General features: G+C 73.2%; 20 protein-coding genes. 18 read left to right on the forward strand and 2 right to left on the reverse strand.

Annotation, left to right across the window (positions count from 1 at the left end; translation table 11 throughout):
• Positions 1-31: 31 nt before the first annotated feature.
• Both tal and tkt read right to left on the reverse strand, forming a co-directional pair.
• The gene (tal, locus tag ACPYO4_RS13980) at positions 32-1,150 is read right to left on the reverse strand and encodes a transaldolase (RefSeq protein ID WP_425709864.1); all 1,119 of its coding nucleotides are present in this window, start codon (positions 1,148-1,150) and stop codon (positions 32-34) included.
• Positions 1,151-1,229: 79 nt separating this feature from the next.
• A complete protein-coding gene (gene tkt / locus ACPYO4_RS13985; RefSeq protein ID WP_425709865.1) occupies positions 1,230-3,329 on the reverse strand; it encodes a transketolase in 2,100 nt (699 codons plus the stop codon).
• Between the two features lie 353 nt (positions 3,330-3,682).
• Here tkt and ACPYO4_RS13990 point away from each other — a divergent pair, with 353 nt between their 5' ends.
• The 18 genes from ACPYO4_RS13990 to ACPYO4_RS14075 all read left to right on the forward strand — a co-directional run bounded on the left by ACPYO4_RS13990 (position 3,683) and on the right by ACPYO4_RS14075 (position 19,939).
• Positions 3,683-4,576, forward strand: coding sequence for a heme o synthase (locus tag ACPYO4_RS13990; protein ID WP_425709910.1), 894 nt, complete (start codon positions 3,683-3,685; stop codon positions 4,574-4,576).
• 64 nt (positions 4,577-4,640) lie between these two features.
• Positions 4,641-5,603 (forward strand): site-specific tyrosine recombinase XerD, encoded by a 963-nt coding sequence (locus ACPYO4_RS13995; protein WP_425709866.1) that lies wholly within the window; start codon positions 4,641-4,643, stop codon positions 5,601-5,603.
• 41 nt (positions 5,604-5,644) lie between these two features.
• On the forward strand, positions 5,645-7,279 hold the full coding sequence (gene pgi / locus ACPYO4_RS14000; RefSeq protein ID WP_425709911.1) for a glucose-6-phosphate isomerase: 1,635 nt from the start codon (positions 5,645-5,647) through the stop codon (positions 7,277-7,279).
• 44 nt (positions 7,280-7,323) lie between these two features.
• On the forward strand, positions 7,324-7,665 hold the full coding sequence (locus tag ACPYO4_RS14005) for a TfoX/Sxy family protein (RefSeq protein ID WP_425709867.1): 342 nt from the start codon (positions 7,324-7,326) through the stop codon (positions 7,663-7,665).
• A gap of 46 nt (positions 7,666-7,711) precedes the next feature.
• Entirely contained in the window at positions 7,712-8,593 is an 882-nt protein-coding gene (locus ACPYO4_RS14010; RefSeq protein WP_425709868.1) for a ParA family protein, read from the forward strand.
• Positions 8,583-9,530 carry a segregation and condensation protein A gene (locus ACPYO4_RS14015; RefSeq protein ID WP_425709869.1) on the forward strand — a complete coding sequence of 316 codons (948 nt, stop codon included), beginning with the start codon at positions 8,583-8,585 and terminating at the stop codon, positions 9,528-9,530. Before ACPYO4_RS14010 ends, ACPYO4_RS14015 begins: the two co-directional genes overlap by 11 nt.
• Positions 9,527-10,177, forward strand: a complete 651-nt coding sequence (gene scpB, locus ACPYO4_RS14020; RefSeq protein ID WP_425709870.1) for an SMC-Scp complex subunit ScpB — start codon at positions 9,527-9,529, stop codon at positions 10,175-10,177. Before ACPYO4_RS14015 ends, scpB begins: the two co-directional genes overlap by 4 nt.
• The gene (locus ACPYO4_RS14025; protein WP_425709871.1) at positions 10,174-10,917 is read left to right on the forward strand and encodes a pseudouridine synthase; all 744 of its coding nucleotides are present in this window, start codon (positions 10,174-10,176) and stop codon (positions 10,915-10,917) included. The genes scpB and ACPYO4_RS14025 overlap by 4 nt, the downstream gene beginning before the upstream one ends.
• A 77-nt stretch (positions 10,918-10,994) precedes the next feature.
• A complete protein-coding gene (locus ACPYO4_RS14030; protein WP_425709872.1) occupies positions 10,995-11,597 on the forward strand; it encodes a MarR family winged helix-turn-helix transcriptional regulator in 603 nt (200 codons plus the stop codon).
• Positions 11,594-12,673: a polyprenyl synthetase family protein gene (locus ACPYO4_RS14035; protein WP_425709873.1), complete on the forward strand. Its 1,080-nt coding sequence runs from the start codon at positions 11,594-11,596 to the stop codon at positions 12,671-12,673. The genes ACPYO4_RS14030 and ACPYO4_RS14035 overlap by 4 nt, the downstream gene beginning before the upstream one ends.
• The gene (locus ACPYO4_RS14040) at positions 12,670-13,545 is read left to right on the forward strand and encodes a phytoene/squalene synthase family protein (RefSeq protein ID WP_425709874.1); all 876 of its coding nucleotides are present in this window, start codon (positions 12,670-12,672) and stop codon (positions 13,543-13,545) included. The genes ACPYO4_RS14035 and ACPYO4_RS14040 overlap by 4 nt, the downstream gene beginning before the upstream one ends.
• The gene (gene crtI / locus ACPYO4_RS14045; protein ID WP_425709875.1) at positions 13,542-15,365 is read left to right on the forward strand and encodes a phytoene desaturase family protein; all 1,824 of its coding nucleotides are present in this window, start codon (positions 13,542-13,544) and stop codon (positions 15,363-15,365) included. Before ACPYO4_RS14040 ends, crtI begins: the two co-directional genes overlap by 4 nt.
• Positions 15,362-15,775, forward strand: coding sequence for a lycopene cyclase domain-containing protein (locus ACPYO4_RS14050; protein ID WP_425709876.1), 414 nt, complete (start codon positions 15,362-15,364; stop codon positions 15,773-15,775). The genes crtI and ACPYO4_RS14050 overlap by 4 nt, the downstream gene beginning before the upstream one ends.
• On the forward strand, positions 15,772-16,116 hold the full coding sequence (locus tag ACPYO4_RS14055) for a lycopene cyclase domain-containing protein (protein WP_425709877.1): 345 nt from the start codon (positions 15,772-15,774) through the stop codon (positions 16,114-16,116). The genes ACPYO4_RS14050 and ACPYO4_RS14055 overlap by 4 nt, the downstream gene beginning before the upstream one ends.
• Entirely contained in the window at positions 16,113-17,045 is a 933-nt protein-coding gene (locus ACPYO4_RS14060) for a prenyltransferase (RefSeq protein ID WP_425709878.1), read from the forward strand. Before ACPYO4_RS14055 ends, ACPYO4_RS14060 begins: the two co-directional genes overlap by 4 nt.
• A gap of 2 nt (positions 17,046-17,047) precedes the next feature.
• Positions 17,048-18,634: an SDR family oxidoreductase gene (locus ACPYO4_RS14065; protein ID WP_425709879.1), complete on the forward strand. Its 1,587-nt coding sequence runs from the start codon at positions 17,048-17,050 to the stop codon at positions 18,632-18,634.
• The gene (locus ACPYO4_RS14070; protein WP_425709880.1) at positions 18,634-19,134 is read left to right on the forward strand and encodes a pyrimidine dimer DNA glycosylase/endonuclease V; all 501 of its coding nucleotides are present in this window, start codon (positions 18,634-18,636) and stop codon (positions 19,132-19,134) included. The genes ACPYO4_RS14065 and ACPYO4_RS14070 overlap by 1 nt, the downstream gene beginning before the upstream one ends.
• Entirely contained in the window at positions 19,097-19,939 is an 843-nt protein-coding gene (locus ACPYO4_RS14075; protein ID WP_425709881.1) for a tryptophan-rich sensory protein, read from the forward strand. Before ACPYO4_RS14070 ends, ACPYO4_RS14075 begins: the two co-directional genes overlap by 38 nt.
• Positions 19,940-19,942: the final 3 nt, after the last annotated feature.

Here is a 19,942-nt window from a genome sequence, read left to right on the forward strand (position 1 = left end):
CCGCGTCCGTCCGGTTCGTGCCGACCGGCTGTCAGGCCGACGCCGAGTCGAGCGCCGAACGGACGGTCTGCAGGAGCTCCTCCCACGACACCTCGAACTTCGACACGCCCTCGTCCTCGAGCTGGGCGGTGACCTCGTCGATGTCGATGCCCAGCGCGGCGAGCGACTCCAGGACCTGCTGGGCCTGGTCGGCTCGGCCGGACACCGTGTCCCCGCGGATCTCGCCGTGCTCCGCGGTGGCGAGCAGGGTCTTCTCCGGCATCGTGTTGACGGTGTCGTCCGCGACGAGCTCCTCGACGTACATCGTGTCCCTGTACGCCTCGTCCTTCACGCCGGTCGACGCCCACAGCGGCCGCTGGACGTGGGCACCCGATGCGGCCAGCTCGGTGAACCGCGGAGAACCGAAGATCTCCTCGAACCGGGCGTAGGCCAGGCGGGCGTTGGCGATCGCCGTGGCGCCGCGCAGCGCGCTCGCCTCGGACGAGCCGAGCGCGTCGAGGCGCTTGTCCACCTCGGCGTCGACCCGGGAGACGAAGAACGAGGCGACCGAGCGGATGGTCGACAGGTCGATACCGTTGTCCTGGGCACGCTCGAGCCCGTCGAGGTAGGCGGTGGCGACGGCGCGGTAGCGGTCGAGGGAGAAGATGAGCGTGACGTTGACGCTGATGCCCTCGGCGATCGCGTCGGCGATCGCGGGCAGGCCCTCCTCGGTGGCGGGGATCTTGATCATGACGTTGGGCCGGTCGACGACCTGCCAGAGCGTCCGTGCCTCCGCGATCGTGGCTCCCGTGTCGCGCGCGAGGCGCGGGTCGACCTCGATCGAGACGCGGCCGTCCTTGCCGCCGGTCGCCTCGAAGACCGGGGCGAAGACGTCGCAGGCCGCGCGGACGTCGTCGGTCGTGATCGCGGTGACGGCCTGCTCGACGTCGCTGCCCGCACGTGCGAGCTCGGCCACCTGGGCGTCGTAGGCGGAGCCCTTCGACAGCGCACCGGCGAAGATCGTCGGGTTGGTCGTCACGCCGACGACGTTCCGGTCGTCGATGAGCTGCTGCAGCGAGCCGTCGTCGAGCCGCTCGCGGGAGAGGTCGTCGAGCCACACGGACACGCCGTGGGCGGAGAGCTCGGACAGGGGGCTGGTCTGATCGGTCATGCCGTCCTCCGGTGGTGGAAGTGCGACGGGCCGCGGCCGGCGTACCGTCCGCGGCCCGTCGAGGGTGTCACGTGGGTCGTCAGGCCGAGGCGGCCTCGATGGTCTCCTTCGCGGCAGCCACGACGGCGTCCGCCGTGATGCCGAGCTTCTCCATGACGACGTCGCCGGGCGCGGAGGCGCCGAAGCCCTCGATCGACACGGACCGTCCGGCGTCGCCGACGAGGTCGCGCCAGGGCATGGCCAGCCCGGCCTCGACGCTCACCCGGGCCCTGACGCCCGAGGGGAGGACCTCCTCGCGGTAGGCCTCGTCCTGGTCGGCGAACCACTCGACGCTGGGCAGGGACACGACGCGGGCGCCGATCCCGTCCTGCTGGAGCGTCTCGCGCGCCGCGAGCGCGTGCTGCACCTCGGAGCCGGTGGCGATCAGCAGGACGTCGATCGAACCGGTGGGCGAGTCGGCGAGCACGTAGCCGCCGCGCAGGGCGCCCTCGGCCGGGGCGAGACCCGTGTCCCCGCCGCGCTCCGGGTTGGGCAGGTTCTGGCGCGAGAGGATGAGGCCCACCGGGCGCTCGGTCCGCTCGAGGATGCCGCGCCACGCGACGGCGGTCTCCGCGGCGTCCGCCGGGCGGACGACGTCGAGGTCCGGGATCGCGCGCAGCGCGGTGAGCTGCTCGATCGGCTGGTGGGTGGGGCCGTCCTCGCCGACGCCGACCGAGTCGTGCGTCCACACGTAGATCGACGGCGTGCCCATGATGGCGGCGACGCGCACCGCGGCCCGCATGTAGTCGGAGAACACGAGGAACGTGCCGCCGTAGGGGCGCGTCACGCTGGAGGCGGAGATGCCGTTGAGGATCGAGCCCATGGCGTGCTCGCGGATGCCGAAGTGCAGCGTGCGGCCGTACTTGTTGCCCGGGAACTTCTTGGACGCGCGCTCCACCGGCAGGAACGACGGCTCTCCGTCCATCGTCGTGTTGTTCGAGCCGGCGAGGTCGGCCGAGCCGCCCCACAGCTCGGGCAGCACGGGCGCAAGGGCCGTGAGGACCTTGCCGGACGCCGAGCGGGTCGAGACCGCCTTGCCGGCCTCGAACTCCGGCAGGGAGTCGGTCCAGCCGTCCGGGAGCTCCTTGGCGACGAGGCGGTCGAGCAGCGCGGCGCGTTCCGGGGCGGCCGTGCGCCACGCGTCGTAGGACTCCTGCCACTGGGCGCGCTCGGCGGCGGCGCGGTCGGCGGCCTGCGTGCGCGTGTGGTTGATGACCTCGTCCGCGACCGCGAAGTCCTCGGCCGGGTCGAACCCGAGGACCTCCTTGGTGGCGGCGACCTCGTCGGCACCGAGGGCGGCGCCGTGGGCGGTGCCGGTGCCCTGGAGGGTCGGGGCGGGCCAGCCGATGACGGTCCGCAGCGCGATGAAGGACGGGCGTCCGGTCTCGGCCTTGGCGGCCTCGATGGCGGCGAGCAGCGCGTCGGCGTCCTCGGTGTAGCCCGTGCCGCCCTGGGTGAAGTCGACGACCTGGACGTGCCAGCCGTAGGCCTCGTAGCGGGCGACCGTGTCCTCGGAGAAGGCGATCGAGGTGTCGTCCTCGATGGAGATCTTGTTGTCGTCCCAGAAGACGATGAGGTTGTCCAGGTTCTGCGTGCCGGCGAGCGAGCTGGCCTCGGAGGTCACGCCCTCCTGCATGTCGCCGTCGGAGGCGATGACGTAGACGTGGTGGTCGAACGGGGAGGTCCCGGGGGCGGCGTCCGGATCGAAGATGCCGCGCTCGCGACGGGTGGCCATCGCCATGCCGACCGCGTTCGCGAGGCCCTGGCCCAGCGGGCCCGTGGTCACCTCGACGCCGTCGGTGTGGTGGTACTCCGGGTGGCCGGGGGTCTTCGATCCCCACTCGCGCAGCGCCTGGAGGTCCTCGATCTCGAGGCCGAACCCGGCGAGGTAGAGCTGGACGTACTGGGTGAGCGAGGAGTGGCCCGCCGACAGGACGAACCGGTCGCGGCCGATCCAGCGGCTGTCGGACGGGTCGTGCCGCAGGACCTTCTGATAGAGGAGGTAGGCGAGCGGGGCGAGCGCCATCGCGGTGCCGGGGTGCCCGTTGCCCCGCTTCTGTACTGCGTCCAGCGCGAGCAGGCGTGCGGTGTCCACCGCCTTGAGGTCGAGCTCGTCGAGCACCGGTGCGTGGTCGTTCACGTGTCCTCCAGTTCGTCGGGTGCGCCAGGGCGCTGCGGATCTTCTCCGAGCCTAGTCGGCGGCCGGGCGAGTGGCACGTGCCTCTCAGAACGGCCGCGGATCCCGGGCGGTGCGCGGGTAGCATGGGCAGGACCTGCCTCCCGCGCGCCGCCCCGCGTGCGCGCCCCGGGGATGTGGGAACGGCGAGAGAGGTGGTGCGCGTGCACGAGCGCGACCTGGTGAGCCCGCCCGAGGACACGACCGACGAGGTCGCCGCGAGCGGACCCGGCACGAACGGGCCCGCGGACGCGGGCGCGCACCCCACCGCGGGCCACGGAGCCGTCGCCGGCGCGGGCGGGCAGCACCCGGGCCCGCTGCACCCCGGGCGTCGCCGTTCCCGGCTCGCCGCCTACGTCGCGCTGACCAAGCCGCGCATCATCGAGCTCCTGCTCGTCACCACGCTGCCCACGATGGTCCTCGCCGCCGACGGATGGCCGGGCTGGTGGAAGGTCGTCGTCGCGCTCGTGGGCGGGACCGTCGCCGCCGGGTCGGCCAACGCCTTCAACATGGTCCTCGACCGGGACATCGACGCCGTGATGAACCGGACCCGGGAGCGCCCCCTGGTCACCGGCGAGATCCGGCCGCGCAACGCGCTGATCTTCGCGTTCGTCCTCGGCGTCGTGTCCGTGGCGTGGTTCGCCGTCCTCGCCAACCTCGTGGCCGCGGCGCTCACGCTCGCCGCGATCCTGCTCTACGTCGTGTTCTACACGATGATCCTCAAGCGCCGCACGAGCCAGAACATCGTGTGGGGCGGGGTCGCCGGCTGCATGCCGGTGGTCATCGGGTGGTCCGTCGTCACGGGCTCGCTCGACTGGCCGGCGCTGCTGCTGTTCCTCATCGTCTTCTTCTGGACCCCGCCGCACTACTGGCCGCTGTCGATGAAGTTCACCAAGGACTACCAGCGGGCCGGGGTACCGATGCTCGGCGCCGTGGCCGGAGCGCCCACGGTGGCCACCCACGGGCTCGTCTACGCCGCGCTCACCGTGGCCACGTCGCTCGCGCTCGTCCCGGTGGCCGGCATGGGCTGGTTCTACATCGTTGCCGCCGCGGTCTCCGGCGGCTGGTTCCTCGTCCAGTGCGTGCAGCTCCTGCGCCTGTCGGGAGACCCGCGCCGGGGCCGCAAGCACGCGATGACGGTCTTCCACGGATCGATCACCTACCTGTCGGTCCTGTTCCTCGCCGTCGCGATCGACCCGTTCATCCCGTGACCCGGTCGGGCCCCGTGGCCGGCGCCCGGGCCCTCGCCACCGGCGCCGACCCGGCACCCCACCCATGAGCCCGGACGGCCTGGCGGCCGCGCTCGAGCAGTACCTGGCGCACGTCGCCGTCGAGCGCGGGCTGTCCGCCCACACCGTCGCCGCCTACCGCCGCGACCTCACCCGGTACGCGCAGCACCTGCGCACACTCGGCCGGCGCGACCTCGCGAGCGTCACCGTCGACGACGTCGCCGGCTTCGCCGCCACGCTCGCGGAGGGCTCCGACGGGGGCCGGCCGCTCGCCGCCTCCTCCGCCGCCCGGGCCGTCACCGCGGCCCGGGGCTGGCACCGCTTCGCCCTCGCGGAGGGCCTGGTCCCCGACGACGTCGCCGCCCGCGTGCGCCCGCCCGCCCAGGGACGCCGCCTGCCCAAGGCCGTACCGGTGGCGGACGTCGAGGCGCTCATCGCCGCCGCCGGGGCGGCCGAGGAGCCGCTCGGCGTGCGCGACGCCGCCCTGGTGGAGGTCCTCTACGGCACCGGCGCGCGCATCTCGGAGGCCGTGGGCCTCGTGATCGACGACGTGGACCTGGCCGAGCGCGCCGTCCGGCTGTTCGGCAAGGGGCGCAAGGAGCGCGTCGTCCCCCTGGGCGGGCCTGCGGCCGACGCCGTCGGCGCCTACCTCGTCCGCGGGCGTCCCGCGCTCGCGGCGCGCGGGCGAGGCAACGCGAGCCTCTTCCTCAACACCCTCGGCCGGCCGCTCTCGCGCCAGAGCGCGTGGGGCGTGCTGCGGGCCGCCGGGGAGCGCGCCGGGATCGAGGTCGACCACCTCTCGCCACACACGCTGCGCCACTCCTTCGCCACCCACCTCCTCGCCGGCGGCGCCGACGTCCGCGTGGTCCAGGAGCTGCTGGGGCACGCGAGCGTGACGACCACCCAGATCTACACGCAGGTCACCGTCCAGGCGCTGCGCGAGGTCTACGCGACGAGCCATCCGCGTGCGCGTCACGGCGGACGGGCTGGCACGCGGGACGTGAAGTGAGCCACGATGGGGCCATCGACGTCGACCCCTCGGAGGAGACCATGGCCGCGCACGTCCCGGACACGCCCGCCTGGCGGGCGCTGGCCGCCCACCACGCCGAGATCGGCGAGACGCACCTGCGGGAGCTCTTCGCGGACGACCCCGCGCGCGGGACGAGCCTCGCCGCGCAGATCGGCGACCTCTACGTCGACTACTCGAAGAACCGCGTGACGGCCCGCACGCTGGAGCTGCTCCGGGACCTGGCCGACGAGGCCGGCCTGGCCGGCCGCACGGCCGCGATGTTCGCCGGCGAGCACATCAACACCACCGAGGACCGCGCGGTCCTGCACACGGCGCTGCGCCTGCCACGCGACGCGGAGCTCGTCGTCGACGGCCAGGACGTCGTCGCCGACGTCCACGAGGTACTGGACCGCATGGCGACCTTCGCCGACCAGGTGCGGTCGGGGGAGTGGACCGGGTACACGGGTAAGGCCATCACCACCGTCGTCAACATCGGCATCGGCGGCTCGGACCTCGGCCCCGCGATGGCCCAGCGTGCGCTCGCCGCCTACGCCGACCCGCGGATCGACGTGCGGTTCGTCTCCAACATCGACGGTGACGACCTCAGCGCCGCGCTCCAGGGCATCGACCCGGAGGAGACGCTCGTCGTCGTCGCCTCGAAGACCTTCGGCACGATCGAGACGCTGACGAACGCGCGGTCGGCGCGCGCGTGGCTCGTCGACGTGCTCGGGGACGAGGCCGCCGTCGCGCAGCACTTCGTCGCGGTCTCCACCAACGCCGAGAAGGTCGCCGAGTTCGGTATCGACACCGACAACATGTTCGGGTTCTGGGACTGGGTCGGCGGCCGCTACTCGTTCACCTCCGCCGTTGGTCTGGCACTGATGATCTCGATCGGGCCTGACGCCTACCGCGACATGCTCGCGGGCTTCCACACGGTCGACGAGCACTTCCGCACCACGCCGTTCGAGCAGAACGTGCCCGCCCTGCTCGCGATGATCAAGGTGTGGAACCGGAACCTCCTCGGTGCCTCGACGTCCGCCGTGCTGCCCTACGCCCAGGACCTGGGCCGGTTCGCCGCCTACCTGCAGCAGCTCGACATGGAGTCCAACGGCAAGCGCGTGACGCGCGACGGCGAGCCGGTGGCCACCGACACCGGTCCGGTCGTCTGGGGCGAGCCCGGCACGAACGGTCAGCACGCCTTCTACCAGCTCATCCACCAGGGCACCGAGCTGATCCCCGCGGACATGATCGGGTTCGTGCGTCCCGCGCACGAGGAGGTCGAACTCCATCACGACCTGCTCACCGCCAACCTCCTGGCCCAGTCCGAGTCGCTCGCGTTCGGCAAGACCGCCGAGGAGGTGCGGGCCGACGACGTGCCCGAGGAGCTCGTCGCGCACAAGACCTTCCCGGGCAACCGGCCGACGACGACGATCCTCGCCCCGCGCCTCACCCCGTCGGTGCTCGGCCAGCTCGTCGCGCTGTACGAGCACGAGGTGTTCGTCCAGGGCGTCGTCTGGGGCATCAACTCCTTCGACCAGTGGGGCGTCGAGCTCGGCAAGGTCCTCGCGACCCGCATCGCCTCCGAGCTCTCGGCCGACGAGGCGCCGCCGGCTGATGCCCACGACTCCTCGACCTCCGAGCTCATCCGCCGCTACCGGACAGAGCGCCGGGGCTGACCGGTGGTGACCTCGACGAGGGCACCGGCGGGCGGGGCGCCTCGGTGACGGCCGAGCGTGACCGTCTCGTCGAGCGGCTGCGCGTGCTCCTGGCCGGGGAGCCCTCGACCCTCGAGAAGCGGATGTTCGGCGGCGTGGCGTTCATGGTGCGCGAGCAGATGGTCGTCTCCGCGTCCGGCGACGGGTCGCTGCTGGTCCGCGTGGACCGTGCGGCGGACCCCGGGCTGGTCGACCTCGCCGGCGCGAGCCGGGCCGAGATGGGTGAGGGGCGGAGCATGGGACCGGGGTGGATCCGGGTCGACGCCTCGGCGATCGACGACGAGGACGGACTGTCCCGCTGGATAGGCCGCGCCATGGAGCGCAACCGGTCGGTGACCGGCGTCTGATCGGCGGGCGCGCCCCGGGCCCGGCACCTCGACTAACCTTGAGCCGATGAGCAACGAGCAGCCGACCCTGGACGCCGCCGGCACCGAGCCGGCCGCGCCGATCTCCTGGGGCGACGAGGACTTCCCGGCGCCGGACCCGTTGCCGAGCCACGGACCCGCCCGGGTCATCGCCATGTGCAACCAGAAGGGCGGGGTCGGCAAGACGACGACGACGATCAACCTGGGCGCCGCGCTCGCCGAGTACGGCCGGCGCGTCCTCATCGTCGACTTCGATCCGCAGGGTGCCGCGTCCGCCGGCCTCGGGATCAACGCCAACGAGATCGAGCGCACCGTCTACCAGCTCATCATGGAGCGCCGGCCCGACGTGCGGTCGGCGATCCTCACCAGCCCGGTCGCCAACCTCGACGTCCTGCCCGCGAACATCGACCTCTCCGCGGCGGAGGTCCAGCTGGTCGGCGAGGTCGCGCGCGAGCAGGCCCTCGCGCGGGTGCTCGCGCCGGTGCTGGACGACTACGACGTCATCATCATCGACTGCCAGCCCTCCCTCGGGCTGCTCACGGTGAACGCGCTCACGGCGGCGCACGGGGTGCTCATCCCGCTCGAGGCCGAGTTCTTCGCGCTGCGCGGTGTCGCCCTGCTGGTGGAGACCATCGAGAAGGTCACCGACCGGCTCAACCCGCGCCTACGGATCGACGGCATCCTCGCCACGATGGTCGACCTGCGGACCCTGCACTCGCGCGAGGTCCTCGACCGCGTCCGGGAGGCCTTCGGCGACAAGGTGTTCCGCACCGTCATCTCGCGCACGGTGAAGTTCCCGGACGCCTCGGTCGCGGCGGAGCCCATCACCAGCTACGCACCCACGCACCCGGGGGCGGACGCCTACCGGCGCCTCGCCCGCGAGCTCGTCGCCCGCGGCGATGCAGCCTGAGACGGACGTGACCGGGGCGGCTCCGGAGGTCGTCGCGGACGGGGACGCGCCCCCCGGGGACGGCGGCTTCTCGGTGGTCCTGGACAACTTCTCCGGGCCGTTCGACCTCCTGCTCTCGCTCATCTCCAAGCACCGGCTCGACGTCACCGAGGTCGCGCTCGCGACCGTGACCGACGAGTTCATCTCCTACCTGGCGGCCGCTGACGTCTGGGACCTCGACGAGGCGAGCGAGTTCGTCGTGGTCGCCGCGACGCTGCTCGACCTCAAGGCGGCCCGGCTCCTGCCGCGCGGTGAGGTCGAGGACGCGGAGGACCTCGCTCTGCTGGAGGCCCGCGACCTGCTCTTCGCCCGCCTGCTCCAGTACCGGGCCTACAAGTCCGTCTCCGAGGACCTGGCCGAGGCGTGGGAGCGCGGCGCGCGGTCCTGGCCGAGGTCGGCGCCGCTCGAGCCGCACCTGGCCGCGCTCCTGCCCGAGCTCGTCTGGTCGACCGGTCCGCACGACCTCGCGCGGCTCGCCGCGCACGCGGAGACCGGCCGGCCCGCTCCGCCCGGCGTCGGCGTCGACCACCTGCACGACCCGCTCGTGCCAGTCGCCGGGCAGGCCACGATCCTCGTCGACCGGCTGCGCGAACGCCGGACGCTGACCTTCCGGCAGCTCGTCGCCGACGTCCCCACCACGGGGCACGTGGTCTCCCGCTTCCTCGCACTGCTCGAGCTCTTCCGCCAGGGCGCGGTCGCCTTCGAGCAGGCCGAGGCCCTCGCCGAGCTCAGCGTCCGCTGGACCGGCCCCGACGAGGGCGACGTCGTCGTCGGTGACCCCACCGAGCTCGCCGAGCCCGAGCCCGGGCAGCGCGCAGTCATCCACGAGGCGGTCACCACCGCCGACGACGACGAAGCCGCTGCCGACGACCCGCACGACACCAGGAGCGAGACGTGAGCCCCGAGCCGACCGACGACGCGACGCCGACCGACGGGGCGGTGCAGGACACGCTCGACGAGGTCCACGCCCGCCCCGGGGCCGACGAGCTGCACGCCGCGATCGAGGGCGTCCTCATGATCGTCGACGACCCTGTGCCCGCGCTCGACCTCGCCGGCGTCCTCGGCGTACCGGCCGACCTGGTCACCGAGGCGCTCGTCGAGCTCGCGGCCGAGTACCGCGGTGAGCGCGGGGGCCGGCGCCGCGGCTTCGAGCTCCGCGAGGTCGGTGGCGGCTGGCGGATCTACTCCTCGCCGTCGGTGGCCGACGTCGTCGGCCGGTTCGTCGTCGACGGCCAGACCGCACGGCTCACCCAGGCCTCGCTGGAGACGCTCGCCGTCATCGCCTACCGCCAGCCCGTCACGCGCGGGAGGGTGGCGGCCGTGCGCGGCGTCAACGTCGACGGTGTCGTCCGCACGCTGCTCGCCCGCGGGCTCGTCGAGGAGGCCGGCGTCGCCGAGGAGGGCGGAGCCATGACCTTCCGGACGACCACGACCTTCCTCGAGCGGATGGGGCTGAGCTCGCTCGACGAGCTGCCGCCGCTCGCCCCCTACCTGCCCGATCTCGACGCCGACCTCGGCGTCGACCTGCCCCAGGGAGCGTCATGACCGATCCGCACACGCCCGAGGGCGTCCGCCTCCAGAAGGTCCTCGCCGGCGCCGGCGTGGCCTCCCGACGCGCGTCGGAGGAGCTCATCGCCGCCGGCCGGGTGAGCGTGGACGGCACGATCGTCCGCGAGCTCGGCACCCGCGTGGACCCCGCCACCGCGGTCATCCACGTCGACGGCTCGCGCGTCCAGCTCGACGACACGCTGCTCACGCTCGCGCTCAACAAGCCGCGCGGTGTGGTCTCCACGATGGACGACCCCGACGGCCGCGCGTCGCTCGCGCAGTACGTCGAGGGTCGGACCGAGCGGCTGTTCCACGTGGGCCGCCTCGACGCCGACTCCGAGGGCCTCATCCTGCTGAGCAACGACGGCGAGCTCGCCCACCGGCTCACCCACCCCTCCTACGAGGTCCCGAAGACCTACCTCGCGACCGTCGAGGGGCGCATCGCCAAGGCGGTCTCCGCGCAGCTGCGCGAAGGTCTCGAGCTCGAGGACGGCTTCGTCAGACCGAACGAGGTGACGATCAAGGACACCGCGCCCGACGCGACCCTGGTGGAGGTCGTCCTGCACGAGGGCCGCAACCACATCGTGCGCCGCATGTTCGAGCAGGTCGGCCACCCCGTGACCCGCCTCCTGCGCACGCGCATCGGCACGATCGCGATCGGCGACCTGCGACCGGGCCGCACGCGGGTCATCGCGGGACCCGAGCTCGGCGCACTGATGGCGACGGTGGGGATGTAGCTGCCCGTCGCGGATGGGACGGGCATGGCGGACACGTCGCTTCTTGCCAAAGTATCTTACTCAGTTAGTATTAACCGGTGCTCTCCGAACCGGTCCGGCGCATCGTCCACTCCTTCCATGACCATGCCTCGATGGACCCCGACGGCTCGCTCCTCGACCTGGACGGGCTGAGCGAGACCGACCTCGCCGAGATCGGCGAGGTGATGCGCGCGCTCCAGGCGTGGAAGGGCGAGGAAGCGCGGCAGGCGAAGGCCTCCAGCGACTACATGGCGCTGTCCGAGCGGGACATGCAGGCTCTGCGCCTCGTCATGGGCGGCGCCCGCATCGATGCCCTGGTCACGCCCGCGATGGTGGCCGAGTACCTCGGTCTGACCAGTGCCGCGGTGACGAAGCTGCTGGACAGGCTGCAGTCCGGCGGCCACGTCGTCCGGACCCCGCACCCGACAGACCGCCGCGGGGTCGTGCTGACCGTCACCCCGGAGACGAGGCAGAGCGCGCGCGGGCACGTCGGGGTGCAGCATGCCCGCAGGTTCGCCGCGGCCGCGCGCGTGAGCTCGGCCGAGCGACGCGCGGTCACGCACTTCCTCCTGGACCTCGCGAGCCACCCGGGCGACGACCCGCGCGACGGTCCTGACGGTGCTCGCCCGGAGGCCACGGACGCGGACGGGGGACGGACATGACGCAGATCGCGCAGCGTGCACGCACCGTGGACCGGGACGAGGCGCGCGTCGACGCGCGGCTCCGGGCGGTCACGCGCGAGCTGCAGACGCGCGGCGTCGGCCACCACCACGCCTTCGGTGACATGGTCGACCACCTCGCCGATCTCGTGCTCGGCGGCAAGCGGCTGCGCTCGCTGCTGGTGATGTCCGCGTGGCGCACCATGTCCGACAGCGACCTGAACCTCGGGCCCGCGCTCGACGTCGCCTGCGCGTTCGAGCTCCTGCACAACGCGCTGCTCGCCCACGACGACGTCATCGACAACGACGACCGCCGTCGGGGCCAGCCGAACGTCGCGGGGCGCGCCACGGCAGACGTCGTCGACCGGGGCGCGACCGCCGGAGGCGCCGTCGGGTTCGGCGTGGCCTCGGGCATCATCGCCGGTGACCTCCTCCTCAGCTCCGCGCACCGCCTCGTCTCGTCGTGCGACGCCCCCGGCGATGTCCGGCTCGAGCTTGTCCAGGTCATCGACGATGCGGTCGTCGCCGCAGCGGCCGGCGAGCACGCCGATGCCTGGTTCGGCCTCGGCCTCGAGGAGTCGGACTGGTCGCGCGTGCTGCGCACCATCGAGCTCAAGACGGCCCGCTACTCCTTCCAGGCCCCGTTGAGGGCGGCGTCGATCCTCGCCGGCGCGGACCAGGACGTCCGTGCAGCCCTGGACGAGATCGGTCGCCGCCTCGGCGTCGTCTACCAGCTGCGCGACGACGTGCTCGGCGTGTTCGGTCGGCCGGACGTCACAGGGAAGTCGGCCCAGGGCGACCTGCGCGAGGGCAAGCAGACCCTCCTCGTGGCGTTCGCCCGGACCACGCCCGACTGGGCGCGGGTCAGCCACCTGTTCGGCTCCCCGGCGCTGACCGACGCCGGTGCCGAGCAGCTCCGGACCGTGATCCGGGACTGTGGGGCGCTCGAGCGGGTCGAGCGCACCATCGACGCCGAGAGCGACGCGGTCCGGGCGATCGTCGCCGGAGCCGGCTTCGTCCACGAGCTCGACGAGCTCCTCCTCGACGTCCTCGACCGCAGCGCGGAGCGTGCGGCGTGAGCGCGTCCGCCGCGCTCGAGCGCTACGACCGCGCCTCGGCGAAGGTGTCCCGGCTCGTGCTGCGCGAGTACTCGACGTCGTTCGGCCTGGCCAGCGCGCTCCTGGCGCGCGAGATGCGACCGCACATCGCGAACATCTACGGGCTCGTCCGGGTCGCCGACGAGATCGTGGACGGTCCCGCCCACGCCGCCGGCCTGGACGTCGCGGCGCGGGGCGAGGTGCTCGACCGCCTCGAGGACGAGCTCCGCAGCGCGCGCGCGGTGGGCTACAGCGCCAACCCGGTCGTGCACAGCTTCGTCGCCACCGCCCGGCGGTTCGGTATCGGTGAGGACCTCACCGCGGCCTTCTTCGCGTCCATGCGCGCCGACCTCACGACGGTGACCTACACGCAGGAGATGTTCGACGCCTACGTCTACGGTTCCGCGGAGGTCGTCGGCCTCATGTGTCTTGAGGTCTTCCTCGGTGACGACGAGGTCTCTCCGGCCCGGCGTGCCCGCCTCGAGCACGGCGCGCGCAGGCTCGGCGCCGCCTTCCAGAAGGTCAACTTCCTGCGCGACCTCGCCGAGGACCACGACGAGCTGGGCCGCACCTACTTCCCGGGGACGTCGGACGGCGTCCTCGGCGACGAGCGCAAGGGCGAGATCACCACGTCGATCCGCCGGGACCTCGACGTGGCCCGCGAGTCGCTGCCCGACCTGCCGTCGGGTGCGCGTCCCGCAGTGATCGCGGCACTGCGCCTCTTCGCCGAGCTCAACCGCCGGATCGAGCGGGTGCCGGCCTCGGTCGTCGCCCGGCGGCGGGTACGCGTGCCCGCCGCGGTCAAGGCATGCATCGTCGCCGGTGCGGTCCGTACGGGGAGGCGGTCGGTATGAGCGGGAGTCGTCCGGAGTCGTACCCGCGTCCGGAGTCGCACGGACGTCGGGCGTCGCAGGCAGCGTCGGGTCGGCCGTTGACGGTGGCCGTGGTGGGCGGCGGCGTCGCCGGGCTCGCGTCCGCCGCGCTGCTCGCGCGCGACGGGCACGACGTCACGCTGCTCGAACGGCACGACTCGCTCGGCGGCCGCGCCGGCCGGTGGGAGCGGGACGGGTTCGTCTTCGACACCGGTCCGTCCTGGTACCTCATGCCGGAGGTGTTCGAGCACTTCTTCCGGCTCCTCGGCACGACGACGGCCGAGCAGTACGACCTCGTGCGCCTCGACCCCGCCTACCGCGTGGTCTACGAGCCCGCGCCCGGCAGACCCGCCGACCAGCTCCTCCTCCGCTCGGACCTCGAGGCGACCGTCGCCACGTTCGAACGCCTCGAGCCCGGGTCCGGCGAACGCGTGGCGCGCTACCTCCGGTCGGCCGCGCGGACGTACGCCACGGCCATGGAGACCTTCCTCTACAACCCCTTCACGGACGCCCGGACGCTGCTGTCGTGGCCCGTGCTCGGGCGCCTTCCCGCGCTCCTGCGCCTGCTCTCCACGTCGATGCACCGCCATGCCGGTCGCGTCGTCAGCGACACCCGGCTGCACCGCGTGCTGGACTACCCCGCGGTGCTCCTCGGGACGTCGCCGTTCGCCGCCCCGGCGATGTACCACCTGATGAGCCACCTCGATCTCGACGACGGCGTGTTCCACCCGCGCGGGGGTTTCTCCGCCGTCGTCTCCTCGATCGAACGTCTCGCCCGGGCGCACGGCGTCACCGTGGTGACCGGCGCGGAGGTCACGGGCATCGACACGCACGCGGGTCGTGCGACGGGCGTGCGCTGGCGGGCCGGAGGAGCCGGCGGCTCCGACGACGCCGCTGACGCGTCCGGCGCCCACGGCGGCACCGCAGGCGACCCGGCAGCCGGTGGCCCGGGCGAGCGACGCCTGGCCGCGGATCTCGTCGTGACCACCGCCGATCTGCACCACACGGAGACCGCGCTGCTCGGCCCAGGGGCGGGGGACCGTTCGCGTCGACACTGGGAGCGGCTCGACCCGGGCCCGAGCGCCGTCCTCGTCATGCTCGGAGTGACCGGCGCGCTTCCGGGGCTCGAGCACCACACCCTCCTGCTCGCCGAGGAGTGGCGGGCGAGCTTCGCCCAGATCTTCGGCCCGCACGCGCGGGTCCCCGACCCCCCGTCCCTGTATGTCTGCCGACCGAGCGCCACCGATCGGGCCGTCGCTCCCGACGGCCACGAGAACCTCTTCGTCCTCGTGCCGGTGCCCGCGCGGACGACCATCGGCTCGGGCGGCATCGACGGGGACGGTGACGAGGGGGTCGAACGGGTCGCCGACATCGCGATCGAGCAGATCGCGCGCTGGCTCGGCATCCCCGACCTGGCGGAGCGGGTGGTCGTGCGCCGCACCGTGGGCCCCCGGGACTTCGAGCGCGACTTCTCCTCCTACCGCGGCAGCGCGCTCGGCCCTGCCCACACGCTCCGGCAGAGCGCCTTCCTCCGTGGGCGCACCGCCTCCCGGCGCGTGGCCGGACTGGTCTCCGCGGGGGCGACGACGATTCCCGGCATCGGGGTGCCGATGTGTCTCATCAGCGCCGAGCTCGTCCTCAAGCACGTGCGCGGCGATCGCACGGCCGGCCCGCTGGCCGAGCCCCCGCACGCCCGGGGGAGCGGCGCGGGTGCCTCGTCCGGCGCCGCGGCCTCCGCCGGGGACGACGGCGCCCCCGAGGCGCAGGAGGCCGCGGCCACCGGGGCGGGCGGTGCCCGATGAGCTGGACCTACCTCACGGCGCTGCTGGTCTCGACGGCCGGCATGGCGACGATCGACGCCCGTCACCAGCTCTTCCTGTGGCGGGCGCCGCGCCGCGCGCTGCTCGTCGTCCTCGTGGGCACCGCCTACTTCCTCGCGTGGGACGCCGCCGGCATCGTCACCGGCCTGTTCCGCCACCTCGACTCCCGGTTCGCCACCGGCCTCCTGCTGGCCCCGCACATGCCCGTCGAGGAGATCGTCTTCCTCGTCTTCCTGTCCTACCTCACCATGGTGCTGCTCATGGCCGCGGGGCGCGCCCTCGGGCGGACGCAGCGTCCGGGGCCGGGCACGGCGACATCGGCGCCTCCCCGCACGCCGGGCCGATCCGGCGGAGCGGAGGCCCAGGGCCGGACGGACGGCGGTCGCACATGACCTACCTCGTGCTCTGCGCGATCTTCCTCCCGCTCGCGGCGCTGGTCCTCGCTGCGGGCCTCGCCCGTTCCGGACGTGCCCGGGCAGTCCTGCGGACCTGGTGGCTCCCGGCGGTCGTCACCGCGGTGCTTCTTGCCGTGCTCACCGCGACGTTCGACAACCTCATGATCGCGGCCGGGCTGTTCGAGTACGACTGGGACGGCCTGACCGGGGTGCGCGTGGGACGCGTCCCGGTGGAGGACTTCGCCTACCCCCTCGGCGCGCTGATCCTGCTGCCGGGCGTCTGGCTGCTGCTCGCCCCGCGGGGCGGGTCGGGGGACGACACCGAGGAGGACCGATGAGCGGACCGAACGGACCGAGCGGACCGAGCGTCCGGCGGGCCACCGCGACCGCAGCGGCGCGCCGCCCGCTCGGCACCGCGCTGCTCCTCGCGTCCCGGCCGGTGAGCTGGATCAACACGGCCTACCCCTTCGCCGCCGCCTACCTCCTCACCGGCGGGCACGTCGATGCCGCGCTCGTCGTCGGGACGCTGTTCTTCCTCGTTCCCTATAACCTCGCCATGTACGGGATCAACGACGTCTTCGACCACGCCTCCGACCTCCTCAACCCGCGCAAGGGGGGCGCGGAGGGCGCGCTGCTCGCACCGGACCAGCACCGAGCGGTGCTGGTCGCCGTGGTCGTCGCCGTCGTGCCGTTCGTCGTCGTGCTCGTGGCCATGGGCGACCCGGTGTCCTGGCTGGTGCTGGGGCTCAGCCTGTGTGCCGTCGTGGCCTACTCGGCTCCCGGGCTGCGACTCAAGGAGGTCCCGTTCCTCGACTCGGCAACCTCCAGCGCACACTTCACCACCCCCGCGCTGTACGGTGCGGTCCTCGCTGGCCAGGCGATCTCGCCCGCCCTTGCCCTCGTGCTCGTGGCGTTCTTCCTGTGGGGGATGGCGAGCCACGCGTTCGGGGCCGTGCAGGACGTCGTGCCCGACCGGGCCGGCGGGCTGTCGTCCGTCGCCACGGTGCTCGGCGCCCGGTGGACGGTCCGCCTCGCGATGCTGCTCTGGGCGGCGGCCGGGCTGCTCATGCTGGCCGTGCCGTGGCCCGGCCCCCTCGGAGCGCTGATCGCGGTGCCCTACCTCGTGACGGCGCTGCCGTACGTCACGGTCGCCGACGCCGACTCCCCGCGCACGAACCGGGGCTGGAAGCACTTCCTCGTCATCAACTACGCCTGCGGGTTCGTCGCCACGATGATCCTCATCCACGCCGCGAGGACAGGAGTCTGACCATGGTGACGATCCCACCGCGCACCGTGCGCAGGGCCGAGCGTTCCCGCACCGTGCTCGTCACCGGTGCCACCGGCTACATCGGTGGACGCCTGGTGCCCGAGCTGCTCGAGGCGGGACACGCCGTCCGGGCGCTCGTCCGCACCCCGGACAAGCTGCGGGACGTCCCCTGGGCCGGGGACGTCGACGTCCGGCAGGGTGACCTGCTGAGCGAGTCGTCCCTGGACGAGGTGATGGACGGGGTCGAGGTCGCGTACTACCTCGTCCACGGACTGTCCGCGAGCCGGGACTTCGAGGTGGACGAGCTGCGTGCCGCTCGGGCGTTCGTCCGCGCGGCCGAGGCGGCGGGCGTGGAGCGCATCGTGTATCTGGGCGGCCTGCACCCGCGCGACGAGCAGCTCACCGTGCACCTGCGCTCCCGGGTGGCTGTCGGTGAGGTCTTCCTCGGCAGCTCGGTGCCGGCGATCGTGCTCCAGGCCGGCACCGTCATCGGCTCCGGCTCGGCCTCGTTCGAGATGGTGCGCCACCTCGCCGACGTGCTGCCGCTCATGCCGGCGCCGAGGTGGGTGCGCAACCGGGTCCAGCCGATCGCCGTCCGCGACGTGCTGCACTACCTCGTCGAGGCCGCCTCGGCGAAGGGCGACATCGACCGGGCGTTCGACATCGGTGGCCCGGACGCGTTGACCTACGCGGAGATGCTCAACGGGTTCGCGCGCGAGAGAGGACTGCCGCGGCGGACGATCATCGCCCTGCCGGTACTCACGCCCTGGTTGGCCTCGCAGTGGATCAACCTCGTCACACCGATCCCGCGTGACCTCGCGGTGCCGATCGTCGGATCGCTGCGCCACTCGTGCGTCGTCACCGAGCGCGACATCGACGCCCTGATCCCGCCGCCGGCCGAGGGGCTGGTGCCCTACCGCCGGGCGGTCCGCCTCGCCCTGGCTCGGACGAACGAGCGCAACGTGCCGACCAGCTGGCGCGGCTCGACACCGGCGGGCGCCCCGAGCGATCCGTTGCCCACCGACCCGGACTGGGCCGGACAGCGGGTGCTCACCGACGACCGGGCACGCGCCACCTGCGCCTCGCCACGCACGCTGTGGTCCTTCGTGGAGGGCATCGGCGGGGAGAACGGGTGGTACTCGTTCCCCCTCGCCTGGGCGGTGCGCGGCGTGCTCGACAAGCTCGTGGGCGGGGCGGGCCTGCGCCGGGGTCGGCGCGACGCGGTCCACCTGCACGTCGGCGATGCGCTGGACTTCTGGCGGGTCGAGGCGCTCGAGCCGGAGCGGCTGCTCCGGCTGCGCGCCGAGATGCGGATGCCGGGCCGGGCGTGGCTCGAGCTGGGGATCGAACCGGGCCCGGACGGCGAGGGTGCCGTCTACCGTCAGCGCGCCGTCTACCTTCCGCGCGGGCTCACGGGCCGCCTGTACTGGCTGCTCCTCCAGCCCTTCCACGCGGTGATCTTCGGGGGGATGACGGAGCGGATCACGGCAGCCGCGGAGGCCGCCGAGGCCGACGCCCTCCTGGCGACCGCCGGAGCGAGCGACGCCGACGCCCGGTCCGACGACGTCGACGAGCAGGTGGGTGGCTGATGCGGCTCTGGTCCCTGCATCCGCGCTACCTCGACCGGCAGGGTCTGACGGCCGCCTGGCGCGAGGCGCTGCTCGCGCAGTCCGTCGTCATCAAGGGCGGCGGAGGGTACGCGAACCATCCCCAGGTCGAGCGCTTCCGTTCGCAGGCCGACCCCCTGGCCGCCCTGGGCGAGTACCTCGCCGGTATCGCCGACGAGGCACATGCCCGCGGGTACCGGTTCGACGCCGCGAAGATCCGCACCCCGCCCGGTGACGCGTCCGGTCCGCCAGCCATGACCGTGACGACCGGACAGCTCGCGCTCGAGTGGCAGCACCTGCTCGGAAAGCTTCAGCGGCGCAGCCCCGACGTCCACGCCCGCCTCGCCGGCGTCGAGCACCCTGATCCGCACCCGTCGCTCGTCGAGGTGCCCGGGCCGGTGGCGACGTGGGAGCGGCAGAGCACCAACGACGAGAGGACATCGCATGGCACACCCCGCACAGGGATCGCACCGCAGGCCTGAGTCGGACACCCGTCCCACGGGCGCCGACCGCGTCCGCCACGTGGTCGTCTCCGTGAGCGCGGTCCTGGCGATCCTCGGCGCCATGGTCGGCTCCGGCGCGCTCGGCGGCGAGTCGATGCCCGAGGCCGCAGGTGGGGCGTTCGCCGCCGACGCCACCCACGTGGCCCCCGCGGGACCGGCGTTCTCGATTTGGTCGGTGATCTACATCGGACTGGTGGCCTACGCGGTGTGGCAGTGGCTGCCGGCCCCGGCGGCCGCCGAACGGCACCGGCGGGTGGGCTTCTGGATCGCCGCGTCGATGCTGCTCAACGCCGTATGGCTCCTCGTCGTGCAGGCGGCGCTCCTCTGGCTGAGCCTTGCCGTCATGGCGGTGCTCCTCGTCGTCCTCGTCATCGTTCTCGTCGAGCTGCGGAGCCGTCCGTCCACCGGCGTCGTCGACACGATCGTCACGGACGGAACCGCGGGGCTCTACCTCGGGTGGATCGTCGTGGCCACGGTCGCGAACGTGGCTGCCGTGCTCGCGGAGGCCGGCTTGCGCGAGTCGGTGAGCAGCCCCGGCGCGTGGGCGGTCGCCGTGCTCGCCGTCGCCGGACTGGTCGGTTCCGCGCTCGCCCTGTGGAGCCGCGGGCGTCTCGCCCCGAGCGTGGCCATCTGCTGGGGGCTCGCCTGGGTCGGCGTCGCCCGACTGACCGGCGATCTGCTCTCCGGGCCTGCCGCCTACGCGGCGATCGCCGCGGCGGCCGTGGTCGCGATCGTGACGGTGTCGGCACGCCTGCGTCGTGCGCGGACGACCGTGGAGAGCTGACGT

The sequence above is a fragment of the Georgenia sp. Z1491 genome, assembly GCF_049856175.1.
In the GTDB taxonomy this organism is placed as follows: domain Bacteria; phylum Actinomycetota; class Actinomycetes; order Actinomycetales; family Actinomycetaceae; genus JB111.

Coding starts and splice junctions, on each gene's coding strand:
- tal (WP_425709864.1), bottom strand. CDS start 1,150: ATGACCGATCAGACCAGCCCCCTGTCCGAGCTCTCCGCCCACGGCGTG.
- ACPYO4_RS13995 (WP_425709866.1), top strand. CDS start 4,641: ATGAGCCCGGACGGCCTGGCGGCCGCGCTCGAGCAGTACCTGGCGCAC.
- pgi (WP_425709911.1), top strand. CDS start 5,645: ATGGCCGCGCACGTCCCGGACACGCCCGCCTGGCGGGCGCTGGCCGCC.
- ACPYO4_RS14010 (WP_425709868.1), top strand. CDS start 7,712: ATGAGCAACGAGCAGCCGACCCTGGACGCCGCCGGCACCGAGCCGGCC.
- ACPYO4_RS14015 (WP_425709869.1), top strand. CDS start 8,583: ATGCAGCCTGAGACGGACGTGACCGGGGCGGCTCCGGAGGTCGTCGCG.
- ACPYO4_RS14025 (WP_425709871.1), top strand. CDS start 10,174: ATGACCGATCCGCACACGCCCGAGGGCGTCCGCCTCCAGAAGGTCCTC.
- ACPYO4_RS14035 (WP_425709873.1), top strand. CDS start 11,594: ATGACGCAGATCGCGCAGCGTGCACGCACCGTGGACCGGGACGAGGCG.
- crtI (WP_425709875.1), top strand. CDS start 13,542: ATGAGCGGGAGTCGTCCGGAGTCGTACCCGCGTCCGGAGTCGCACGGA.
- ACPYO4_RS14050 (WP_425709876.1), top strand. CDS start 15,362: ATGAGCTGGACCTACCTCACGGCGCTGCTGGTCTCGACGGCCGGCATG.
- ACPYO4_RS14055 (WP_425709877.1), top strand. CDS start 15,772: ATGACCTACCTCGTGCTCTGCGCGATCTTCCTCCCGCTCGCGGCGCTG.
- ACPYO4_RS14060 (WP_425709878.1), top strand. CDS start 16,113: ATGAGCGGACCGAACGGACCGAGCGGACCGAGCGTCCGGCGGGCCACC.
- ACPYO4_RS14065 (WP_425709879.1), top strand. CDS start 17,048: ATGGTGACGATCCCACCGCGCACCGTGCGCAGGGCCGAGCGTTCCCGC.
- ACPYO4_RS14070 (WP_425709880.1), top strand. CDS start 18,634: ATGCGGCTCTGGTCCCTGCATCCGCGCTACCTCGACCGGCAGGGTCTG.
- ACPYO4_RS14075 (WP_425709881.1), top strand. CDS start 19,097: ATGGCACACCCCGCACAGGGATCGCACCGCAGGCCTGAGTCGGACACC.